The following is a 17,717-nucleotide window of genomic DNA, read 5'->3' on the forward strand; positions in this document are numbered from 1 at the left end:
CCAGTCGGAGATGTCGCTCGACAGCAGCTCGACCTTGCCGCCGCGTAAGACGAAGTCGTTGCGGCGACCAGCAGCGCCGCCTGGCGGCCGGGCGCCGCGCGCAGGTAGCTCGCGGCCAGCTCCAGGGCCGCGAACATGCCGTTGCAGCCCTGCTTGAGCTGGGTGGACAGGACGCCGTCGCCGACCAGGTGGCGTTGCACGTACGCCTGGGGCGGCCAGCCCTCCGGGCCCTGATGCCAGGTCGAGACGTACAGCAGCAGGTCCAGCTCGGTCGGGGAACGCCCGCTGCGGGCCACCGCGCTCCGCGCCGCCCGTAACGCCATCTCCGGTGGCGGGACGTCACCGGCCACCGCGACCGCGGCGAGCCGGTGCAGCTCGACCTCCTCGGCCGAATACCACCCCGCCGCCACGGCCTGCTCCACGCTCACCGTGGCGGGGAGGTACGACCCGACCCCGCTGATGTACATGTCCGCCGTCTCCATGCCGCCTCCCGGGCTCGTCGAACTCGATCCTCGATGCGGGCGCCTGCTCAGCCGGGCCCGCCGGGGGCGTACTCCTGGGGGACGTCGAGGATCCGCAGGACGGCGCAGGCCATGGTGGTGCCGGCGCCCAGCCCGACGAGCAGCAGGTAGTCGCCGCGGGCCAGCGCCCCGGCGGCCATCAGGTGGTCGAGGGCGACGAACTGGTCGCTGACCCCGAGGTGCCCGACGCTCGCGCCGTAGTCCCAGGTGGTGTCGGCCAAGGTCAGCCCGAACCAGTTCACCCCCCGGTGCTCCAGGTCGTCCCAGCGCCCGTGCGGGAAGGCCACGCGCGCCACCTCGTCGAGGGTGATCCCCGCCTCCTTGAGCGTGCGGTCGACCAGCCCCATCAGCGTCGTCTGGATCGCCAGCATGACGTCGGCGCCGTCGCGGGCGAAAAGGCGCTTGCGGAACTCGCGGTTGCGGGCGGCGAAGTCGAGCGGCCGGCCCACGGTCGCGTCCGGCGGGAACATCGGCACGCCGCCGTCGTTGACCGACTCGGCCTCCGGGAGCACGACCACGTTGACCGAGCGCAGCTCCGCGAAGCCGGTGTCCGTGGTGAGCAGCAGCGCGCACCCGGCGTCGCCCATCACGTTGCCCTCGATCATGCGCCACCGGTCGACCAGCGGGGTGCCGTGGTTGTCGGCGCCGACCAGCAGCGCGCTGCCGCCCGGCCGCAGGTATCCGGCGGCGAGCTGCAGGGCGCTGAACAGCCCGCAGCATCCGTGCCGCAGCTCGACGGACAGGACGTCGCCGCCGATGAGGTGCTGCTGCAGGTAGTACTGCGGCTGCCAGCCCTCCGGCCCCTGGTGCCAGACGTCGGCGTACAGCATGAGGTCCAGGTCGCGGGGTGACATCCCGCCGGAGCGCTCGAAAGCGTGCCGGGCCGCGCGGAGCGCGAGCTCCGGAGCCGGTACGTCGCCGGCCACCGCGGCGCCGCCGAGGCGGAAGTACTCCATCTCGTCGGCCGGGTAGCGGCCCTCGGCGACGGCCGTCTCGACGCTGACCACCGGCGGCAGATGGACGCCGATACTGCGCAGGAAAATGTCGGGTGTTCGCATGCGTCCTCCTTCAGCAGTGCGAAAGGCCGTCGGGCCTCACTGGGGGCCCGCCGTCGCGGCGGGGTTCTCCGCCCCGTCGCGGAGCAGCAGCATCGGATCGCTCAGCTCGTACAGCCCGCACATGGGAGGGCAGGCCTCGTAGCCGAGGAGCCGCTGGATGTCCTCGGGGTAGCCGCGGACCGTGTCCAGCGGCAAGGACAGGTAATGGTTCTCCTCCTGCCGGAGGTTGCCGAGGTCGTAGGCGTACGACAGGCCGGTGCGCGGCGCGTCGGAGGCGTTGACGCCGGCGCCGTGGTAGGTGCTGCCGAGCCACAGCAACGCGGCGCCGGGCCGCATCTCGGCGGGCACCGCCTCGTCGTCGCGGGGCGCCCGCTCGTCGTCCCACCGGTGGCTGCCCGGGATCACGCGGGTGGCGCCGTTGCGCGCGGTGAACTCGCTCGCGGCGACCATGACCTGCACCCGGCTCTCCGGACCCGGGTGGGTACGGAGGTGGGCCGTGTCGTCCCGGTGCAGCCCCTGGAGCGGCACGCCGGGCCTGATCTGGATCGCCCGCGATATGCCGAGCTGGATCGTCGGGACGAGCTCCACGCGCTGCTCGCCGAGCCAGGCCTTCACCGGGCGCTGCAGGAAGTGCCGCGCGCAGCCGAGGAGGTGCGGCTGCCGCATGATCGCGATCGAGTGCCCGCTCCGGCGTATCAGACCCGGCAGGATCCGGGTCTTCTCGCCGACCAGGCGGCCGTCGCCGTCCGCCTGGCGTTCCAGGTCCGGGCCCAGGTCGTCCCACAGGCCGCGGAGCGTGCCGGCGTCGACGAAGTCCTCGATGATCACCGCTCCGTCCCGCTCGACGACGTCGATCGCCTCGGCGAGCGGCGCCGACCCGGGCAGCGTGGTCAGCTTGGGGTCACTCATCGCGAAGCCTCCTGTCCTGGGCGGCCGAACCATCGGGTGAGGGCTCTTTGCAGCGACGCCGGGTCGCCGGGCGTGCTCCAGGCGACGAAGCCGTCCGGGCGGATCAGCAGGGCGTCCGCCGGGGCCTCGGCGCATTCGGCCGTGACCACGTCGATCCGGTCGGCCCAGGGTTCGGCGAGTGCCCGCGGCTCGGGGCCGGCGCCGAGGTCGAGCAGCAGCGGCCGCCCGGTGCGTTGCAGCTCCGCGAGCCGTACGGGGCCGTCGGCGCACCGCAGCCGCAGATCCGGGCTGTAGCGCCCGACCAGCGGACCGGTCAGCGACGGGTCGCCCATGTCGTAGCTGATGTGCAGGTCGTCGATCAGGGAGGTGAGCTGCCGGTTCGCCTCGTCGCGGAGCAGCAGCTCCGTGAGCAGCCGGCGCAACGCGTCGACGTACGGGCCGGGGCGCATCAGCGCGATCGAGGCACGCTGGACCTCCAGCGTCTGCTCGCCGATCGGGTGCCGCTCGGAGTGGTAGGTGTCGAGCAGGTCCTCATGGCACCAGCCGCGCGCGACCGCGGCGAGCTTCCAGCCGAGGTTGAGGGCGTCTCCCAGCCCGAGCCGCAGTCCCGGGCCGCTCCAGTGCGAGTGGACGTGTGCCGCGTCGCCGACGAGCAGCACCCGCCCGCTGCGGTACGTCTCGGCCTGCCGCGCGTTGTCGGTGAACCGGGTGATCTTCTTGACCTCGGTGACCGTCACCTTGGTGCCGCTGAGCCGGCGCAGCGACTCCTGGAACTCCTCGAGCGTGATGGGGGCGTCCCGGTTCGCCGGCGGGCCGTCGAACTCCAGCGTGATGAACCGGGGCGGTCCCTCCTCGTACACGAGGAGCCCGCCGTCCTTGCGGAACCAGCCGGGGAGATGGAATTCCGGGTCGTCGATCTCGGCGAAGGCGCGGTATCCGGCCGTGACGCCGTCCGTGCCCGGGAAGGCGATGCCCGACAGCTTCCTGACCACGCTCCGGCCGCCGTCGCAGCCGGCGAGCCATTCCGCCTCCATCCGGTACGGCCCGTCCGGGCCTTCGACGTCGAGACACACCCGGTCGGCGTCCTGGACGAAACCGGTGACCGTGTGGCCGCGCCGTACCTCGACGCCCAGGTCCGCCGCGCGCCGCGCCAGGTCCTCCTCCAGGAGTTGCTGGGGCACCAGCAGGTCGGGGGACTCCGGGCGGAGCAGGAACATGGTGGCGAAATGCCGCGCGCCGGGGAACGCCTTGGGGAGCAGGCTGTCCGGCCGCCGCTCCCCCTCGGCGATGCGATCCTGCTGCTCGGACGTCAGCGGCGCGGCAGGCGCCTCGGTCACCCCGATCATGAGACCGCGACGGTCCATGATGTCGATGGCCCGTCCGGTGATGCCCTCGGCCTTCGGGCGCCATTCGATCGCGGGCAGCCGTTCGAGCACCACCACCGGAACGCCGTGGAGGGCCACCTCACACGCGAGCATGAGCCCCACCGGTCCCGCACCGACAACTGCGACCTGCGCATCCAGATACGCCATTAACACCTCTGCTGGAGGAGAGAAAGAGACTGCTGAAAAAGCTGCCGGGTCGCCACTACAGACCGGCGATACTCACGGCGGTTCGCAACGTGAGTGTTGACAGATGTGCCTCCGGGCGGTCAGCGCCGATGCTAATCGGATGATCCATAAATGACTAGTGGTGTCATTTTTCGGACTCACCATGCATAATCATCAGCGCCGATGATCAACGGCGTGCCGGGCCGGCGCGCAGGTGGGAGGTTGCCGGATGAGTGATGGTCGGAAGGCCCAGCCGTTGGAGACCGACCGGCCCAATCCCTTCGACCCGCCCGTCGAGCTGCGGAAGCGAGCCCCGCTCAGCCGGCTCGCCTATCCTGACGGGCACGTGGGCTGGGTGGCGACCGGGTACGCCGTCACCCGCGCCATCCTGGCGGACCCACGCTTCAGCACCCGGCGCGAGCTGCTGCACCAGCCGGTCGGCCGCGCGCGCGCGCAGCAGCGGCCGACGCCGGCCGAGCCGGGGATCTTCCCCCACATGGACCCGCCCGAACACACCCGGTACCGCCGCCTGCTGAGCCGCCATTTCGGCCCTCGCCGCGTCGCCGAGCTGGCGCCCGCGATCCGGCGGTACACCGCGCAGGCGCTCGACGCCATGGCGGCCGCCGGGCCGCCCGCAGACCTCGTCGCGTCGTTCGCCGTTCCGGTTCCGGCGCTGGTCATCTGCGAGCTGCTCGGCGTCCCCGCGCAGGATCGGCACGTGATCCAGGCGGCCACGGGAGTGATGAACGACCTGGACTCCACACCGGGCCAGACCGCCGAGGCCGTGATGTCGATCACGGAGACGGTACGCGGCCTCCTCAAGAGCCTGCGCGCCGGATCAGCCTCGCCGGACGACGGGCTGCTGGCGCACGCCGTGGCGACCGGCGGCCTGAGCGACGACGAACTCACCAACCTCGGGATGGTGCTGCTGGCCACCGGCCATCTGCCCACGTCGAGCATGCTCGCGCTCGCGACCTTCGTCCTGCTGGCGGACCCGGCCCGGCGAGCCCGCCTGGCCGCGGACCCGGAGCTCGCCGAACCGGCGGTCGAGGAGCTCCTGCGGTACCTGTCGATCCTCCAGTTCGACGTACGGCGCACCGCGCTGACGGACGTCGAGCTCGGCGGCCAGGTCATCGCGGCCGGCGAGACCGTGGTGCTGGCACTGCCGGTCGCGAACCGGGACCCGGAACGCTTCCCCGACCCGGACACCCTGGACCTGACCCGCTCCGCGACCGGGCATCTGGCCTTCGGGCACGGCATCCACCAGTGCCTCGGCCAGCATCTCGCCCGGGCCGAGCTCCGCATCGCGCTGACCGCGCTCTTCGAGCGCTTTCCCGACCTGCGCCTGGCCGTTCCGGTGGCCGAGGTGCCGACCCGCGACCGCATGGCGGTGTACGGGGTGGACCGCCTGCCGGTCACCTGGGGCGCTGCCCCGGCGGACCGTTCGAGCGAAGGGTGACTTCGGATCATGCGTTACAGGACCTTGGGCGATTCCGGCCTGCGAGTGTCGGTGGTCGGTCTGGGCTGCAACAACATCGGCTCGCGGATCGACGTGACCCGTACCAGGGAGGTGGTGGACGCGGCGATCGAGGAGGGCGTGACGCTCTTCGACACCGCCGAGGCGTACGGCGCGGTGCACGGCGCCTCCGAGGAGATCCTCGGCGAGGTGCTGGCCGGCCGGCGGGACCAGGTGGTGCTGGCCACCAAGTTCGGCAGACCTGGCGACCAGGGTGCGGCGTGCGGAACGCTGGGCGGCCGGTCGTACATCCGGCGCGCGGTGGAGGGGTCGCTGCGCCGCCTGCGTACCGACTACATCGACCTTTACCAGTACCACTTCCCCGACGGCGTCACCCCGATCGAGGAGACGCTGGAGGCCCTGACCGAGCTCGTGCGCGAGGGCAAGGTCCGCTACGTCGGCAGCTCCAACTTCGCCGGCTGGCAGATCGCCGAGGCCGCGCACGTGGCCCGCGCGAGGGGATGCGCACCGTTCGTGTCGGCGCAGAACCACTGGTCGTTGCTGGAGCGCGGCGCCGAACGCGAAGTGGTGCCGGCGGCCCTGCACTACGGGGTCGGCGTGCTGCCGTACTTCCCGCTGGCCCACGGGCTGTTGACGGGGAAGGTGCGGCGCGGGCACGAGCCGCCGGCCGGGAGCCGGCTCGCGGAGCGTCCCCACCTCGTCACGCCGGAGAAGCTGGACCGGGTGGAGGCGCTGACGTCCTGGGCCGACAAGCACGACCGGTCCCTCCTGGACGTGGCCATCGGCGCGCTGGCCGCGCTGCCCGGCTGCGGCTCGGTGATCGCCGGTGCGACCGCCCCGGAGCAGGTCCGGGCCAATGCGGCCGCCGGCGCCTGGGAACCGACCACCGAGGAACTCGCAGAGATCACCGGGCTGATGCCGCTCCTCGCGGCGGTTTGACGGCGCGAGCCCTCGAACATCAAGGCGTCATTTTCGCCAAGCTCGCGATCTCCTGGCCCGACCCGCCGTCCACGGCCACCCGCCCGGCCGCGACGAGCCCGTCCAGCACCCGCGAGAACTCGAACAGCTGCAGCCCCGACAGTGCCTGAAGCTTCCGCAGCTCGGACGTGCCGTTGGCGCGGAGCACGTCCAGCAGCACCTGCTCGGCGGGCGGCGCCTGCTCGAAGGCGGGCCGCAACGACTCCACCAGCTCCCGCAGGACCTTCTCACCGATCAGCGCCTGCAACGACAGACCCAGCACGTACGACTTGACCTGCTCGGGAAGGGTGGCCTCCCGTCCCGAGCGCAGGGACGCGATCCGATCCTCGACCACCTTGACCTCGGCGGGCGTGAAGTTCTGCAGCGCCGCCACCGCGTAATGGAACAGCGCGTCCGCGCCCCGCTCGAACGGGAACCCGCCCATGATCTCGCCGACCCCCTTGGACCGGATCCTGGCCCGCCCCCGATCCACCGCCCGGTCGGCGGCCGACAGGATCACCGTGAGCACCGCGCTCGGCCCGACCCCGATCACCTGGTTGCCCGCCGTGACGTTGAACAGCGAGCTGCGGAACAGCGCCCCCGACCCGAACCCCGCCGCCAGCACCTGCGTGAACGTGACGCTCTCCCCCGTGGCGCCGAAGGTCCACCCGAACTGCGTGACCGTCCACAGCGCCGCCGCCGCGCCGCCCGCGTTGACGGCGACGTAGAAGGCCGCCGGCACCGACCACAGCGCCCCGGCGGGGTTGTCGCGATACCGCGACACCAGCTCGGCCAGCGCGACGAGCGCGCCGATGAGGACGACCGCGAGAAAGGGCGCCCACATGGCTCACACCTCGCGATACAGGTGGACGACCTCGTCGCCGGGAGGCCCCTTGACCGTCACCAACCCTTCTTCCGTCAGCTCGGCCAGCACCGCCGTGAACTGCAGGAACGACAGCCCAGCCCGGTCCTGCAGGTCCGCGATGCGCATCTGGCCGCCGGCGTCGACCAGCGCCCGGACGGTCTCGTGGGTGCGGGGCGAGCCGAGGGCACGGCGGAACGCGGAGCCCCCGCCGTCCTCACCCGTGGCCCTCGACAGGTCGTGCACCGAGCTGTCGCCCCGGCGTGGAGGCGGAGGGACGTTCGACGGTCCCGGAAGGCGCTCAGACGACATGGGAACCCTTCTGTCAGCCTGCGCTCACCTTGCGACAGCCGGTAGCCGGTGTCAATGTCGGCTCGACCACCCGTTGTCATTCCTGCGGTCGGCCGGCTCGACGCCCAGGTCAGGCCGGAGACGGCCGTGTCCTGGCCGCGCGCACGACGGCCGTCCCGGCCCGGAGCGCGGCGACGGGGTCGGCCGCCTCGTCCAGCTCGATGAGCACGATGCCGGCGCCGGGCGTGCGGGACATCGCCTCGGCCCACCCGCGCCAGTCCACGATTCCCGTGCCCAGCTCGGTCATGTAGGGCTGCTGCTGGGCGAAGACGGTTTCGTCGATGGTGAGCTCGACGTCGATGGGCTTGACCGCGTCCTTCCAGTGCGCCAGCGCGATGCGCTGGGCGTGGCGGCGCGCGACGGCGACGGGGTCGCCGCCCCCGAGCGCGATGTGGCAGGAGTCGGGGCAGAGCCACACGTAGCGGGGATCGGTCAACGCCATGAACAGGTCGATGTCCCTCTCGTACCAGAGGGTGCTGTTGGACTCGGTGTGGAAGGCGAGCTTCACACCGTGCCGGGCGACGGCCTCGCCGGCCACGTGGGCGATGTCGGCCATCCGGGTCATGTACGCGGCGTCGACGAAGAAGGGCGGGCGCGTCCCGAACGTCTGGCGCATGGGCAGCCCGGCGACGAGGAGTTCCGCGCCCACGTCGGCGAGGAAGGCGGCGTGCCGCTCGGCGTCGGCGACGATCGCGGGCAGGTTGTCGCCGTCCCGCCAGTCGGGTGCTTCGCTCGCGGCCATGAAGGCGCTCACGACGGACAGGCCGCGAGCCTGGAGTTCGCGGCGGAACGACGGCGCGTCGCCGAAGGCCCGCAGGGCCGAGTCGATGTCGCCGGGCGCGAAGGTCAGCTCGATGCCGCTGACACCGGCCTCGGCCAGCGCGTCCAGCACCCGCTCCCAGAACCGGTCGGGGTTCTTGAGTGCCCATTCGCGGAAGTCGCCGGCCGAGTCGAGTCCCCAGAACCCCGGGTGGTAGAAGGTGATGATGTCGGTGGCGAAGCGGGGTTCGGTGGTGGTCCCCAGCGTCATTCGGTGCCTCCGCGGGCGTTGTAGACGGTGACGCCGCCGCTGTCGACGGCCTTGCGGTAGTCGCGGAACACGGCCAGCGCCTCGTCCCGGAGCACGTCCCGGGTGACCCGGATGCCGCGTGCCTCGAACTGCTCGGCCCAGTCCGCGCCGAGCGGGCCCTCGTCGAACGTGGTGATCTCCTCCAGTTCGGGGCCCTCGCCGGCGACCACGAGCCCGCGGATCCCGGACCACATGGCCGCGCCGTAACACTGGATGCACGGACGCCAGTTCACGACCAGCTCGTGTGCGGGCGACCCGTCGCCGCCGAGGTCCCAGCCGCCGACCGCCCGCTGGGCGAGTCCGAGCGCGACGACCTCGGCGTGCGCGCTGGAGACGCCGGAGGCGAGCACGACGTTCACGCCGACCGAGACGATCCGGCCGGACTCCGGCTCGGCGACGATCGCGGCGAACGGGCCGCCGTTGCCCTCGCGCCAGTTGCGGTCGGCGAGGCGGTGCACGAGGCGCATCCGGTCGTCGCGGCCGGGGACGAGGGCGGGCACGGCGGCCAGTTCGTCGTCGATCCACGCGGGCAGCGCAACGCGGTATTCCTTGGCGATGTCGATCACGATCGTGCTTCCTCTCGGTGTGCGGCCGGCGCCGCGTGTCGTCCTGCGACGGCGCGAGCGGCCCGCACCGCGGTAACCGCGCCGGTCAGAGTGACATTGGCGGCCATCGCGGTGGGGATCACACCGTTGCCCGCAACGTACAGGTTGTCGAAGCCCCACACCCGGCCATCCGGGTCGCACACGCTCGTGCCGTCGTCGGCCAGACCGGCGCGGACCGTGCCGGTCTGGTGCAGCGACGAGCCGGGCGGCAGCAGCGCGCGCTCGGTCGCGGGATCGAACGAGCCGAACTCCTCGGCGATCGACCGGACCTCGTCGAGCGCGCGGCCGATCAGCGCGCGGTCGGCGTCGGAGTAGCCGAACTCGACGGTGATCCGCGGCATTCCGGCGAGGTCGGTCCGGGTCTCCGAGAACACGAGCCGGTTCTCGGGGCGGGACTCGACGGGGGCGTACAGTCCCAGGCCCACGGAGTACGCGAGGGCGTCGCCGCCTTCGTCCACGTACGTGCGGTTCATGATCTGTCCGTGGAACGGCTGTGCCGCTCCGTTCTGGGGCAGCCAGAGCGAGTCCGTGCTGAACTCGCCGGGGCGCGGCAGGGGCAGGTCGCCGCGGCCGAGGCCGTACCGGTCGAGGTCGAGGAGCACCCGGGCGGTGACGAACGCGTGCTCGTTGAGGTAGCGGCCCAGCGCCGCGGGCCGGATGCCCGAGGCGAACAACAGCTGCGGAGTGCGCAGCGCGTCGGCGCACACCACCACGGCGTCCGCCAGGAGCTCCCACTCGGCTCCGTCGGCGACGCGGCGCAGCCGGGCCCCGGCGACCCGCCCCTCGGAGACGAGGAGCGTCGTGGCCAGCGTGCCGGTCGCCAGGGTGAATCCCGGGTCCCCGCCCGCCGCGATCGCGGGGAAGATCGTCCCCGGGGCCGTGCGCGGCATGGGACCCGACGCCGTCGCGGTGACGGCCATGGGCATCGGCTGCGGTCGCCGGTCACCCGGTCCGACGCCGTCGAAGCGCCGGCGCAGGACGTCGAGCACCGTCCGGCCGACCTCGGTCGGGCCGATCGCGGACGGGGTGACGGCGAGCACCCGGCGGGCGGTGTCCAGGTCCGCCGCCCAGCGGTCCGGATCGCCGAAGTCGAACACCTCGGCTCCGGCGGGCCAGGGCGTCGCGGCGGTCCAGTGCACGCCCATGCCGCCCGCGTTCCACGCGAGCGCGGTCGCCGGCATCGCCTCGGCGTCCTCGCCGAAGGCGAGCGCGTGGAACATGCCGGGCGTCAGGTCGGTGAGGCCGCCCGCGACCTCGCGCACCACCTCGGCGCCCGTGTACATGCCCTGGATGCCGGTGGCGACCCGGTCGTTGTAGCGCGACCAGAGGACCGGGTCGTCGAGGTCGTGCAGGTGCAGGCCGGGGACCTCCCCGATCGCGTTGCCGCCGTCGACCATCGTGATGTCCAGCGCGGGATCGGCCTCGCGCAGCAGCCGGCCCACGACGGATCCCATGATGCCGCTGCCCACGATGAGGACATCGGTGCAGGGGGTGTCGGTCACAGTGAGACTCCAAGCTCGTGCCGGATCATTGACTCGGGGTGAGTGGGCCGAACAGTTCGGTGTCCATCCGGTCGAGGGCCAGCTTGACCGCGCCGACGAGCGGCGCGTCGCGGCCCAGGCCGGTGGCGCGCAACTCGACCGCGGGGGCGCGAGCGTCGCGCATCGCCGCGCGCACCCGGGGCAGCAGCACGTCGGCCGCGTCCTCCAGGCCGCCGCCGAGCACGATGAGCGACGGTGCGATGGTCCACGACAAGGTGGTGAGGATCGAGGCGATGTTCTCCACGAATTCGTCGACCTCCGCCAGCGCGGTCGCGTCACCCGCCCGAGCGGCGTCGAAGCGGCCGAGCGCGACGCTGCGTTCGGCCGGTTCCGGTGAGGTCAGCCAGGCCACCGGGCGGTTCTCGATGGAGCCGGTCGGTATCGACCGCGCTTCGACGATCTCGCCCGCGGCGCCGTCCAGACCCCGGTGCACGGCTCCGCGGATGAGGATGCCGAGGCCCGCCCGGTTCCCGAGGATCGCCCATACGACGTTGTCGTGGTCGTTGGCGACGCCCCGCCAGCGCTCCGCGAGCGCGCCGAGGTTGGTGTCGTTGTCCGCGAACCAGGGGATCCGGATGCGTTGCCTGAGCTGTTCGGGTAGGTGCACGCCTTCCCAGCGCGTCGTGTGGACCAGGCGCCGGACGACCCCGTCGTCGTCGATCGCGCCGCCGCTGGCCACCGCGCCGGCGCGCAGCCGGTCCGCCGACCCGCCCGCGTCGTCGAGCGCCGCCAGCACCAGCGCCGCCGTGTCGTCGAGGGTGGCCTGCGGATCCTGGTAGGAGCGCAGCAGCCGGTGCGCCCGGCCGACGATGCGGCCGCGCACGTCGGCGATGACCGCGGACACGTCGGAGGTGGTGACGCAGACGGCCGCCAGCAGCGCGTGTTCGGCCCGCAGCTCGTAGCGGCGGGCGGGGCGCCCGGCGTAGCCGCTGGTCGGCACGCGGTCCAGCTCGGTCACCCAGCCCGCCTCGACGAGCGAGTCCAGGATGAGCTCGATGGTACGGCGGGACAGCCCGGTCTGCTCGGCGAGCTCGGCCAGCGTGATCGGCCCGGCCGAAACGGCCAGCGCCCGGAGGGTGACCGAGGTGTTGACCCGCCGGACGGCGCTCTGGTTCATCCCGGGCATCAGCACCCCTCCACCGCCCGTACGACGGGGTCGTACACGCCGGTGGTGTCGGCCGCGAGGGCCGCTCCGGGCCGGCCGTATTCGCGCGCCGGATCGCCGGGCCCGCCGGTCGCCCGCGCCCAGGCCGGCTCCCGGCCATGCACGAACCCGGCCAGATCGGCGTGCATCAGCGCGGCCAGGTCGGCGGGCGGGTTCGGTCCGAGCGCCTGGGGGACGCCGGGCGCGTCGAGCACGTCGAAGAAGAACGGCAGGTCGGCGCAGTGCGCGGCACCGCCGAGCACGGGAGACGGCCATTCGAAGGAGTACAGCCAGGTCCCGGCGGCGGCCTGGCGGCGGGCGGCCGCCGTGCGCGCGCAGGCGGAGCGGAACAGGGCGTCCGTCACGCGGGTGCCCGCCGCGCGGGCGGCGGCTCTCGCCTCCTGCTCGGCGCCGCCGTCGAACTCGTCGGCCGTCGCGCCGAGCAGCACGGGCACGTCGTGCCCATGGGCGGCGAGCCCGTCGGCGATGGGCACCGGCAGGAGGTCGTCGCCGACGCAGGGCCCGAGCACGAGCCCGCCGCCGCCTTCGTCGCGCAGGTCGATGACCGCCTGCTGGATCTGCTCCACGGTACGGCTGCCGAATCCGGTGGCCGTCGGCGGGACGCCGAGCCTGCGCCCGAGCCGTTCGAGGAGGTCGCGGGCGGCGTCCGCGTCTCCGCCGAAGAGGCCGCCGGACAGGCTGACCGCGCGGTGGAAGCGGCCTCTGCCCGCGGGTGAGGAGAGCAGCGCGAGCACCGCCGCGCCCCCGGCCGACTGGCCGGCGACGGTGACCCGGTCGGGATCGCCGCCGAAAGCGGCGATGTTCTCCCGCACCCAGTCCAGGGCGAGCAGCAGGTCGAGCAGCGCGAGGTTCGGCCGAACGCCGTCCAGCGGGGCGAATCCGTCGACGCCCAGCCGGTAGCCGACGGTGACGCAGACGACGCCGTCGCGGGCGAAGGCGCGGCCGTCGTACCACGGGCTGGCCGGGCTCCCGGCCAGGAAACCGCCGCCGTGGATCCACACCATGACGGGGAGGGGCCCGCGGTCGTCGTCTGGGGCCGGGGTGACGATGCCGAGGTTCAGCACGTCGTCGCCCGGGATCGACGGCTCCGGGATGGTCGTCGTGGCGAACAGCGGCACGCGCTGCGAGGTGGCGCCGTGCCGGGACGCGTCGAACGGCTCCGGGAACCGGCCACGCGGGACCGGCGGGGCGAACCGCCGCACTCCGGTGGGTGCTTCGGCGTAGGGGATGCCGAGGAAGCGCCTTACCTGGCCGGCGCGGCGGCCGATGATCGTGCCCGCGGGGGCATGAACGGTGACCGGCTCGCCGGGCGCGTCGTATGAGTCCATCCGATCATCCAACACGGCTCACCGCATCCCCGTTCCGGCGACGCCCTGAACGAAGTAGCGCTGCAGGAACAGGAAGAGCACCAGCACGGGCAGCATCACGACGATCGCACCCGCGAGGAGCAGCCCGTAGTCGGTGACGTGCGACGCGGCCTGGCTGGTGGCGGCGAGGCCGACCGGGAGCGTGTAGCTGGACATGCTCTGAGCGACGATGAGCGGCCAGATGAAGTTGTTCCAGGAGGCGAGGAACGACATGATCGTGATCGTCGCGACGGCGGGGCCGGCCAGCGGCAGGAAGATCCGGAAGAAGATCCGGAACTCGCCGGCGCCGTCGATGCGGGCCGCTTCGAGCAGTTCGCCGGGGATCGACATCGCGTACTGCCGCATGATGAAGACCGACATCGGCATCGCCACGCCGGGCAGCGCGATGCCGGCGAGGGTGTCCGCCAGACCCAGGTCGACAGTGATCACGAACTGCGTGACGAACACCGCGGTGAACGGCACCATCATCGCGGCCATGACGGCGCCGAAGGCGAGCCGCTTGCCCGCGAAGTCGAGCTTGGCGAGCGCGTAGCCGGCGGCCGACGCGGCCACGATGTTGCCCGCCACCACGATGATCGCGACCACGATGCTGTTGACCATGTACCCGCCGAATCCCTCGGTGGCGAACAGCCGGGTGAAGTTGCCGAGGGTGACGTGGGCCGGGAGCCAGGCGCCGGGGTCGGAGCGGATCTCGTCGAGGCTGCGCAGCGAGCCGCTGATCACCCAGACGAACGGAAGCATGGTGAGCAGCGCGCACAGCACCAGCGCGCCGTACAGCAGGGGCCGGGTGACGGACCGGCGGCGCACGGCGACCCGGGCGCTGATCATTTCGGTGTCCCGCACCGTGGCGACGGTGCTCATGCGCGGGGCCTCAGCAGCCGGAACTGGACGACGCTCACCAGCATCACGAGGACGAGCATCACGAAGGACGCGGCCGAGGACGTCCCGAGCGCCCCGGACCCGAACTGGTGGTAGGTGTACAGCGCCACCGATTCGGTGGAGCCCAGCGGGCCGCCGTTCGTCAGCAGGTACGGCTCGTCGAACACCTGGAGGTAGAAGACGGTCAGCAGCACCGACACCATGAGCGTGGTGGGCAGCAGCAGCGGCAGGGTGATGTTCCTCAGCTGCCGCCACCGGCCGGCCCCGTCGAGGGCGGCGGCCTCGTACACGTCCTGCGGGACCGCCTGCAGGCCCGCGAGGAACAGCACCATCGCGGTGCCGAAGTTGCGCCAGATCCCGAGCAGGATGACCACGGGCATGGCCAGGTTCGGGTCGTCCAGCCAGTTCGGTCCGGCGAATCCGACGGCGCCGAGCACCTTGTTGACGGTGCCGCCGGCGTTGAAGGCGTACTGCCAGATCAGCGCGACGGCCACGATGTTCGTGACGACCGGTGCGAAGAAGACGACGCGGAACGCGCCGCGCAGCCGCCGGATGCCGGTGTTGAGCGCGAAGGCCAGGGCGAACCCGATCCCCATGGTCAGCGGCACGCCGACCACCACGAAGAGCGCGGTGTTGAGGATGTCCCGCAGGAAGCTCTCGTCCTGGAACAGGCGGAGATAGTTCTCCAGGCCGGTGAAGTCGACGGCGAACGGATCGCGCAGATCCGTGCCCCGCAGGTCGGTGAGGCTGAACCCGAGCGCGGCGACGGTGGGGACAGCCGTGTAGAGCAGGAACACGATGGCGAACGGCGCGAGGAACAGCCAGGCGACACCCGTCCGGCGGGAACCCCGTGGCCGGCGCGCGACGGTGGTGGTCATGTGCGCCTCACCGCGTACCCGTGCCGAGGCTCTCGGCGTACGCCTGGACGCTCGCGGCGGCCTGCTCGGCGGTGCCCTTGCCCTTGGCCACCGCTTCCATCTCCTTCCCCAGCCGGGTCGCGACCTGCTGCCAGGTGCTCACCTGCGGGAACGTCCGGGTGTTCTTCAGCTGGGTCAGGAAGGCGCCGAGGAGCGGCTGGCCCTTGATGGCCGGGTCCTCCCAGGCGGACATGACGGCCGGCAGCGAGCTGTACGCCTTGTACTGCGCGACCTGGGTGCCCGGCTGCGAGAGGTGCCGGACGAGCTTCCACGACGCGGCCGCGTTGCCGCTGGTGGCGAGCACGCCCCAGCTGCCGCCCGCGGAGAAGGAGGTGCCGCCCGACGGCCCGGCCGGCAGCGGCGCGGTCGCGACGTGGGACGCCGTCCAGCCGGGCTTCTTCGCGGCGGTGTCGAGCTGACCGATGACCCACGGGCCCGTGATCATGGCGGCGGTCTTGCCGTCGACGAAGTACGGCTGCGAGTCGAGGAACGTGGGCCCGCTGGGGTCGGCGACGCCCGAGGTGAAGAACGACGCGTTGTACTTGAGCGCGTCGGCCATCGCCGGCGTGTCGAGCGTCCACTTGCCGTCGGAGGAGAGCAGCGAGCCGCCCGCCTGCCAGGCGTACATGGCGACGTCCTGGCCGTTGAAGATGTCCCAGCCGATGTCGGCTCCGAGGCCGTGCCCGGCGCCGGCGCCCTGGAGCGCCTTCAGGAACGGCACCATGCCGTCCCACGTGGCCGGCGCCTTGGCACCCGCCTTCTCCGCCAGGTCGGAGCGGTAGACGAGCGCGTACGTGTAGGCGTACCAGGGCACCGTGTAGGCGACGTTCTTGGCCACGCCCGCGTCCCAGAGGCTCTTGAAGAAGCCGCCGGAATCGACGAGGCCGTCCGGCACGGGCCGGAGGATCGACGGATCGAGGAACTGCGCCTGCGACTCGGGGAAGAACTGGGCGACATCGGGCCCCTTGCCCGCCGCGATCGCCGACTGGAGTTTGGTGTAGTACTCGGCGTTCGGGATCAGCGTGAACTTCACGGTGACGTCCGGGTTCGCGGCCTTGAACGGCTCGATGACCTTGTCGAGCACGTCGGCGTCGCCTTGGGCGGCCCAGACGTTGATGGTGCCGGTGGCCGGGGAGGCGTCGATGGGCTTGGCGGTGCCGGTCGCGGCGGCGTCGTCACTGCGTCCGCAGCCTGCCAGGGAGAGGGTGAGGCTGAGAGCTATGCCGGCGGTCAGCCTTAGGGCACCGCGTCGGGAGAGGTTGGACACTCGGGGCTCCTGTCACACGAAGGCGCTGATCACAGTGGGGGGATTTCCGGCGAAAGTAGCTTTTTTAATCAGAGGGGCCGGATGGCGCCTATGCAGCTGTTCAGGACGGTAGGTAGGGCGTGTTTCGGCCGTGCAGCGGACCCGTCACGGAACAATTTCGGAACTTGTAGCAAAATAGGTTGATCACGCTCGGTGGCGGCCGTCGTCCACTCGCCTCCCTGGTCGATCAGGGTCGGCGATCAGCCACGGGCGCCGGAATCACGCTGAGTGACGTTCGGGGCGAGGTGATCAGCCCAGCGACGCCTTGTCCGGCATGAGGACGCGCGACGCGACGGCGAGGTGGGTTCTGGAGGACAGGGGGACGCCGAGGCCGGCCCGTTCGGCCGCCGGATGCTGGAGCACGTGCGCGGCCACCCGGCGGATCTGACGCACCTGGTCCCATCGGCCGCGGTCCAGCATCAGGTGGGAGAAGGATGAGGCCAGGCCGATCGTGAGGCCGTCGTCGCCGCTCTCGGCCGCCTGCCGGACCACCGCCACCAGGTTGGGCGCCTCGGCGTGGGCCCATTCCCGGGCGGCCCGGGGGCCGGCCAGCTGCGATCCGGCGTGGACAGCCGCCAGGGGAGCGACGGCGACCGGCCACTCGGGATGCGGGTTGAGCAACCGGACGGCCCGGCGGGCAGTGGCCAGAAAGTGATGCAGGACCCGCCGCACGGCCTGCGGGGCGTCGGGGCCACGGGCTGCCGCGCGTTCGCGGGCGAACAGGCGTGCCAGGTGGTGCATCCGGTACCTGCCGGGCTCATGGGTCTGGAGGAGCCGGACGTCGGCGAGGAGTTCGAGCAACTCCCAGGCGCGTTCGGCGGGCAGGCCGGCCAGGGCGGCGACGGTGTCGGTGCCGAGGTCGGCGCCGTCGAACAGGCCGAGCAGGTCGAACACCCGCGTGGCCGCCGCACCGTGGCGCTCGGTCTGTAGCTGCTGGTAGCTGGTGGTGAAGGTGGCCCGGATGGCACGATCGCCCGCGCTCAGCTCGTTCATGCGCCGGTGCTGGGCGGCGAGCCGGTCGGCCAGGACCGAGATCGGCCAGGCCGGGCGTGAGACGAGCCTGGTGGCGGCGATGTGCACCGCGAGCGGCAGGCCGCCGCAGTGCCGCACCACCTGCGCGGCGGTCCGCATGTAGGACGCGAGCCCGAACTGGCCCTGGCGTTCGACGAGTTCGGCGTCGCCG

At 72.3% G+C, this 17,717-nt stretch carries 15 protein-coding genes and 2 pseudogenes; 2 read left to right on the top strand and 15 right to left on the bottom strand.

Annotated elements, in window-relative coordinates; genetic code table 11:
• From ACWEPL_RS61325 to ACWEPL_RS61340, 4 genes and pseudogenes are all read right to left on the bottom strand, one after another.
• Nucleotides 1-482: pseudogene (locus ACWEPL_RS61325) on the bottom strand (hypothetical protein); the annotation flags it as partial.
• Between the two features lie 47 nt (nucleotides 483-529).
• Entirely contained in the window at nucleotides 530-1,579 is a 1,050-nt protein-coding gene (locus ACWEPL_RS61330; RefSeq protein ID WP_350735908.1) for a ketoacyl-ACP synthase III family protein, read from the bottom strand.
• A 36-nt stretch (nucleotides 1,580-1,615) separates the two neighbouring features.
• The gene (locus ACWEPL_RS61335; RefSeq protein ID WP_350735911.1) at nucleotides 1,616-2,488 is read right to left on the bottom strand and encodes a phytanoyl-CoA dioxygenase family protein; all 873 of its coding nucleotides are present in this window, start codon (nucleotides 2,486-2,488) and stop codon (nucleotides 1,616-1,618) included.
• Nucleotides 2,485-4,020 carry an FAD-dependent monooxygenase gene (locus ACWEPL_RS61340; protein WP_452442189.1) on the bottom strand — a complete coding sequence of 512 codons (1,536 nt, stop codon included), beginning with the start codon at nucleotides 4,018-4,020 and terminating at the stop codon, nucleotides 2,485-2,487. The genes ACWEPL_RS61335 and ACWEPL_RS61340 overlap by 4 nt, the downstream gene beginning before the upstream one ends.
• 247 nt (nucleotides 4,021-4,267) lie before the next feature.
• On the opposite strand from ACWEPL_RS61340, the gene ACWEPL_RS61345 reads away from it, so the two are divergent.
• Both ACWEPL_RS61345 and ACWEPL_RS61350 read left to right on the top strand, forming a co-directional pair.
• Nucleotides 4,268-5,497: a cytochrome P450 gene (locus tag ACWEPL_RS61345; RefSeq protein WP_452442190.1), complete on the top strand. Its 1,230-nt coding sequence runs from the start codon at nucleotides 4,268-4,270 to the stop codon at nucleotides 5,495-5,497.
• A 9-nt stretch (nucleotides 5,498-5,506) separates the two neighbouring features.
• Nucleotides 5,507-6,454 carry an aldo/keto reductase gene (locus ACWEPL_RS61350; protein WP_452442191.1) on the top strand — a complete coding sequence of 316 codons (948 nt, stop codon included), beginning with the start codon at nucleotides 5,507-5,509 and terminating at the stop codon, nucleotides 6,452-6,454.
• A gap of 19 nt (nucleotides 6,455-6,473) precedes the next feature.
• Here ACWEPL_RS61350 and ACWEPL_RS61355 read toward each other — a convergent pair whose 3' ends face one another.
• From ACWEPL_RS61355 to ACWEPL_RS61405, 11 genes and pseudogenes are all read right to left on the bottom strand, one after another.
• The gene (locus ACWEPL_RS61355) at nucleotides 6,474-7,316 is read right to left on the bottom strand and encodes a hypothetical protein (RefSeq protein ID WP_363975810.1); all 843 of its coding nucleotides are present in this window, start codon (nucleotides 7,314-7,316) and stop codon (nucleotides 6,474-6,476) included.
• 3 nt (nucleotides 7,317-7,319) lie between these two features.
• A complete protein-coding gene (locus tag ACWEPL_RS61360) occupies nucleotides 7,320-7,646 on the bottom strand; it encodes a hypothetical protein (RefSeq protein WP_350735925.1) in 327 nt (108 codons plus the stop codon).
• Nucleotides 7,647-7,755: 109 nt separating this feature from the next.
• Nucleotides 7,756-8,715 carry a sugar phosphate isomerase/epimerase family protein gene (locus ACWEPL_RS61365; protein WP_452442192.1) on the bottom strand — a complete coding sequence of 320 codons (960 nt, stop codon included), beginning with the start codon at nucleotides 8,713-8,715 and terminating at the stop codon, nucleotides 7,756-7,758.
• Nucleotides 8,712-9,320 (bottom strand): nucleoside deaminase, encoded by a 609-nt coding sequence (locus ACWEPL_RS61370; RefSeq protein WP_363975804.1) that lies wholly within the window; start codon nucleotides 9,318-9,320, stop codon nucleotides 8,712-8,714. The genes ACWEPL_RS61365 and ACWEPL_RS61370 overlap by 4 nt, the downstream gene beginning before the upstream one ends.
• Nucleotides 9,317-10,861, bottom strand: coding sequence for a GMC oxidoreductase (locus tag ACWEPL_RS61375; protein WP_452442193.1), 1,545 nt, complete (start codon nucleotides 10,859-10,861; stop codon nucleotides 9,317-9,319). The genes ACWEPL_RS61370 and ACWEPL_RS61375 overlap by 4 nt, the downstream gene beginning before the upstream one ends.
• A 25-nt stretch (nucleotides 10,862-10,886) precedes the next feature.
• Nucleotides 10,887-12,026 (bottom strand): ROK family transcriptional regulator, encoded by a 1,140-nt coding sequence (locus ACWEPL_RS61380; RefSeq protein WP_350735937.1) that lies wholly within the window; start codon nucleotides 12,024-12,026, stop codon nucleotides 10,887-10,889.
• Nucleotides 12,026-13,393, bottom strand: a complete 1,368-nt coding sequence (locus tag ACWEPL_RS61385; protein ID WP_452442194.1) for a carboxylesterase family protein — start codon at nucleotides 13,391-13,393, stop codon at nucleotides 12,026-12,028. The genes ACWEPL_RS61380 and ACWEPL_RS61385 overlap by 1 nt, the downstream gene beginning before the upstream one ends.
• 18 nt (nucleotides 13,394-13,411) lie before the next feature.
• Nucleotides 13,412-14,275 carry a carbohydrate ABC transporter permease gene (locus ACWEPL_RS61390; protein ID WP_452442195.1) on the bottom strand — a complete coding sequence of 288 codons (864 nt, stop codon included), beginning with the start codon at nucleotides 14,273-14,275 and terminating at the stop codon, nucleotides 13,412-13,414.
• Between the two features lie 14 nt (nucleotides 14,276-14,289).
• Nucleotides 14,290-15,189, bottom strand: coding sequence for a carbohydrate ABC transporter permease (locus ACWEPL_RS61395; RefSeq protein WP_452442196.1), 900 nt, complete (start codon nucleotides 15,187-15,189; stop codon nucleotides 14,290-14,292).
• 7 nt (nucleotides 15,190-15,196) lie between these two features.
• Nucleotides 15,197-16,495, bottom strand: coding sequence for an extracellular solute-binding protein (locus ACWEPL_RS61400; protein WP_452442197.1), 1,299 nt, complete (start codon nucleotides 16,493-16,495; stop codon nucleotides 15,197-15,199).
• Nucleotides 16,496-16,783: 288 nt separating this feature from the next.
• A pseudogene (locus ACWEPL_RS61405) lies at nucleotides 16,784-17,717 on the bottom strand (hypothetical protein); the annotation flags it as partial.

It is taken from the genome of Nonomuraea sp. NPDC004186, from assembly GCF_053603495.1.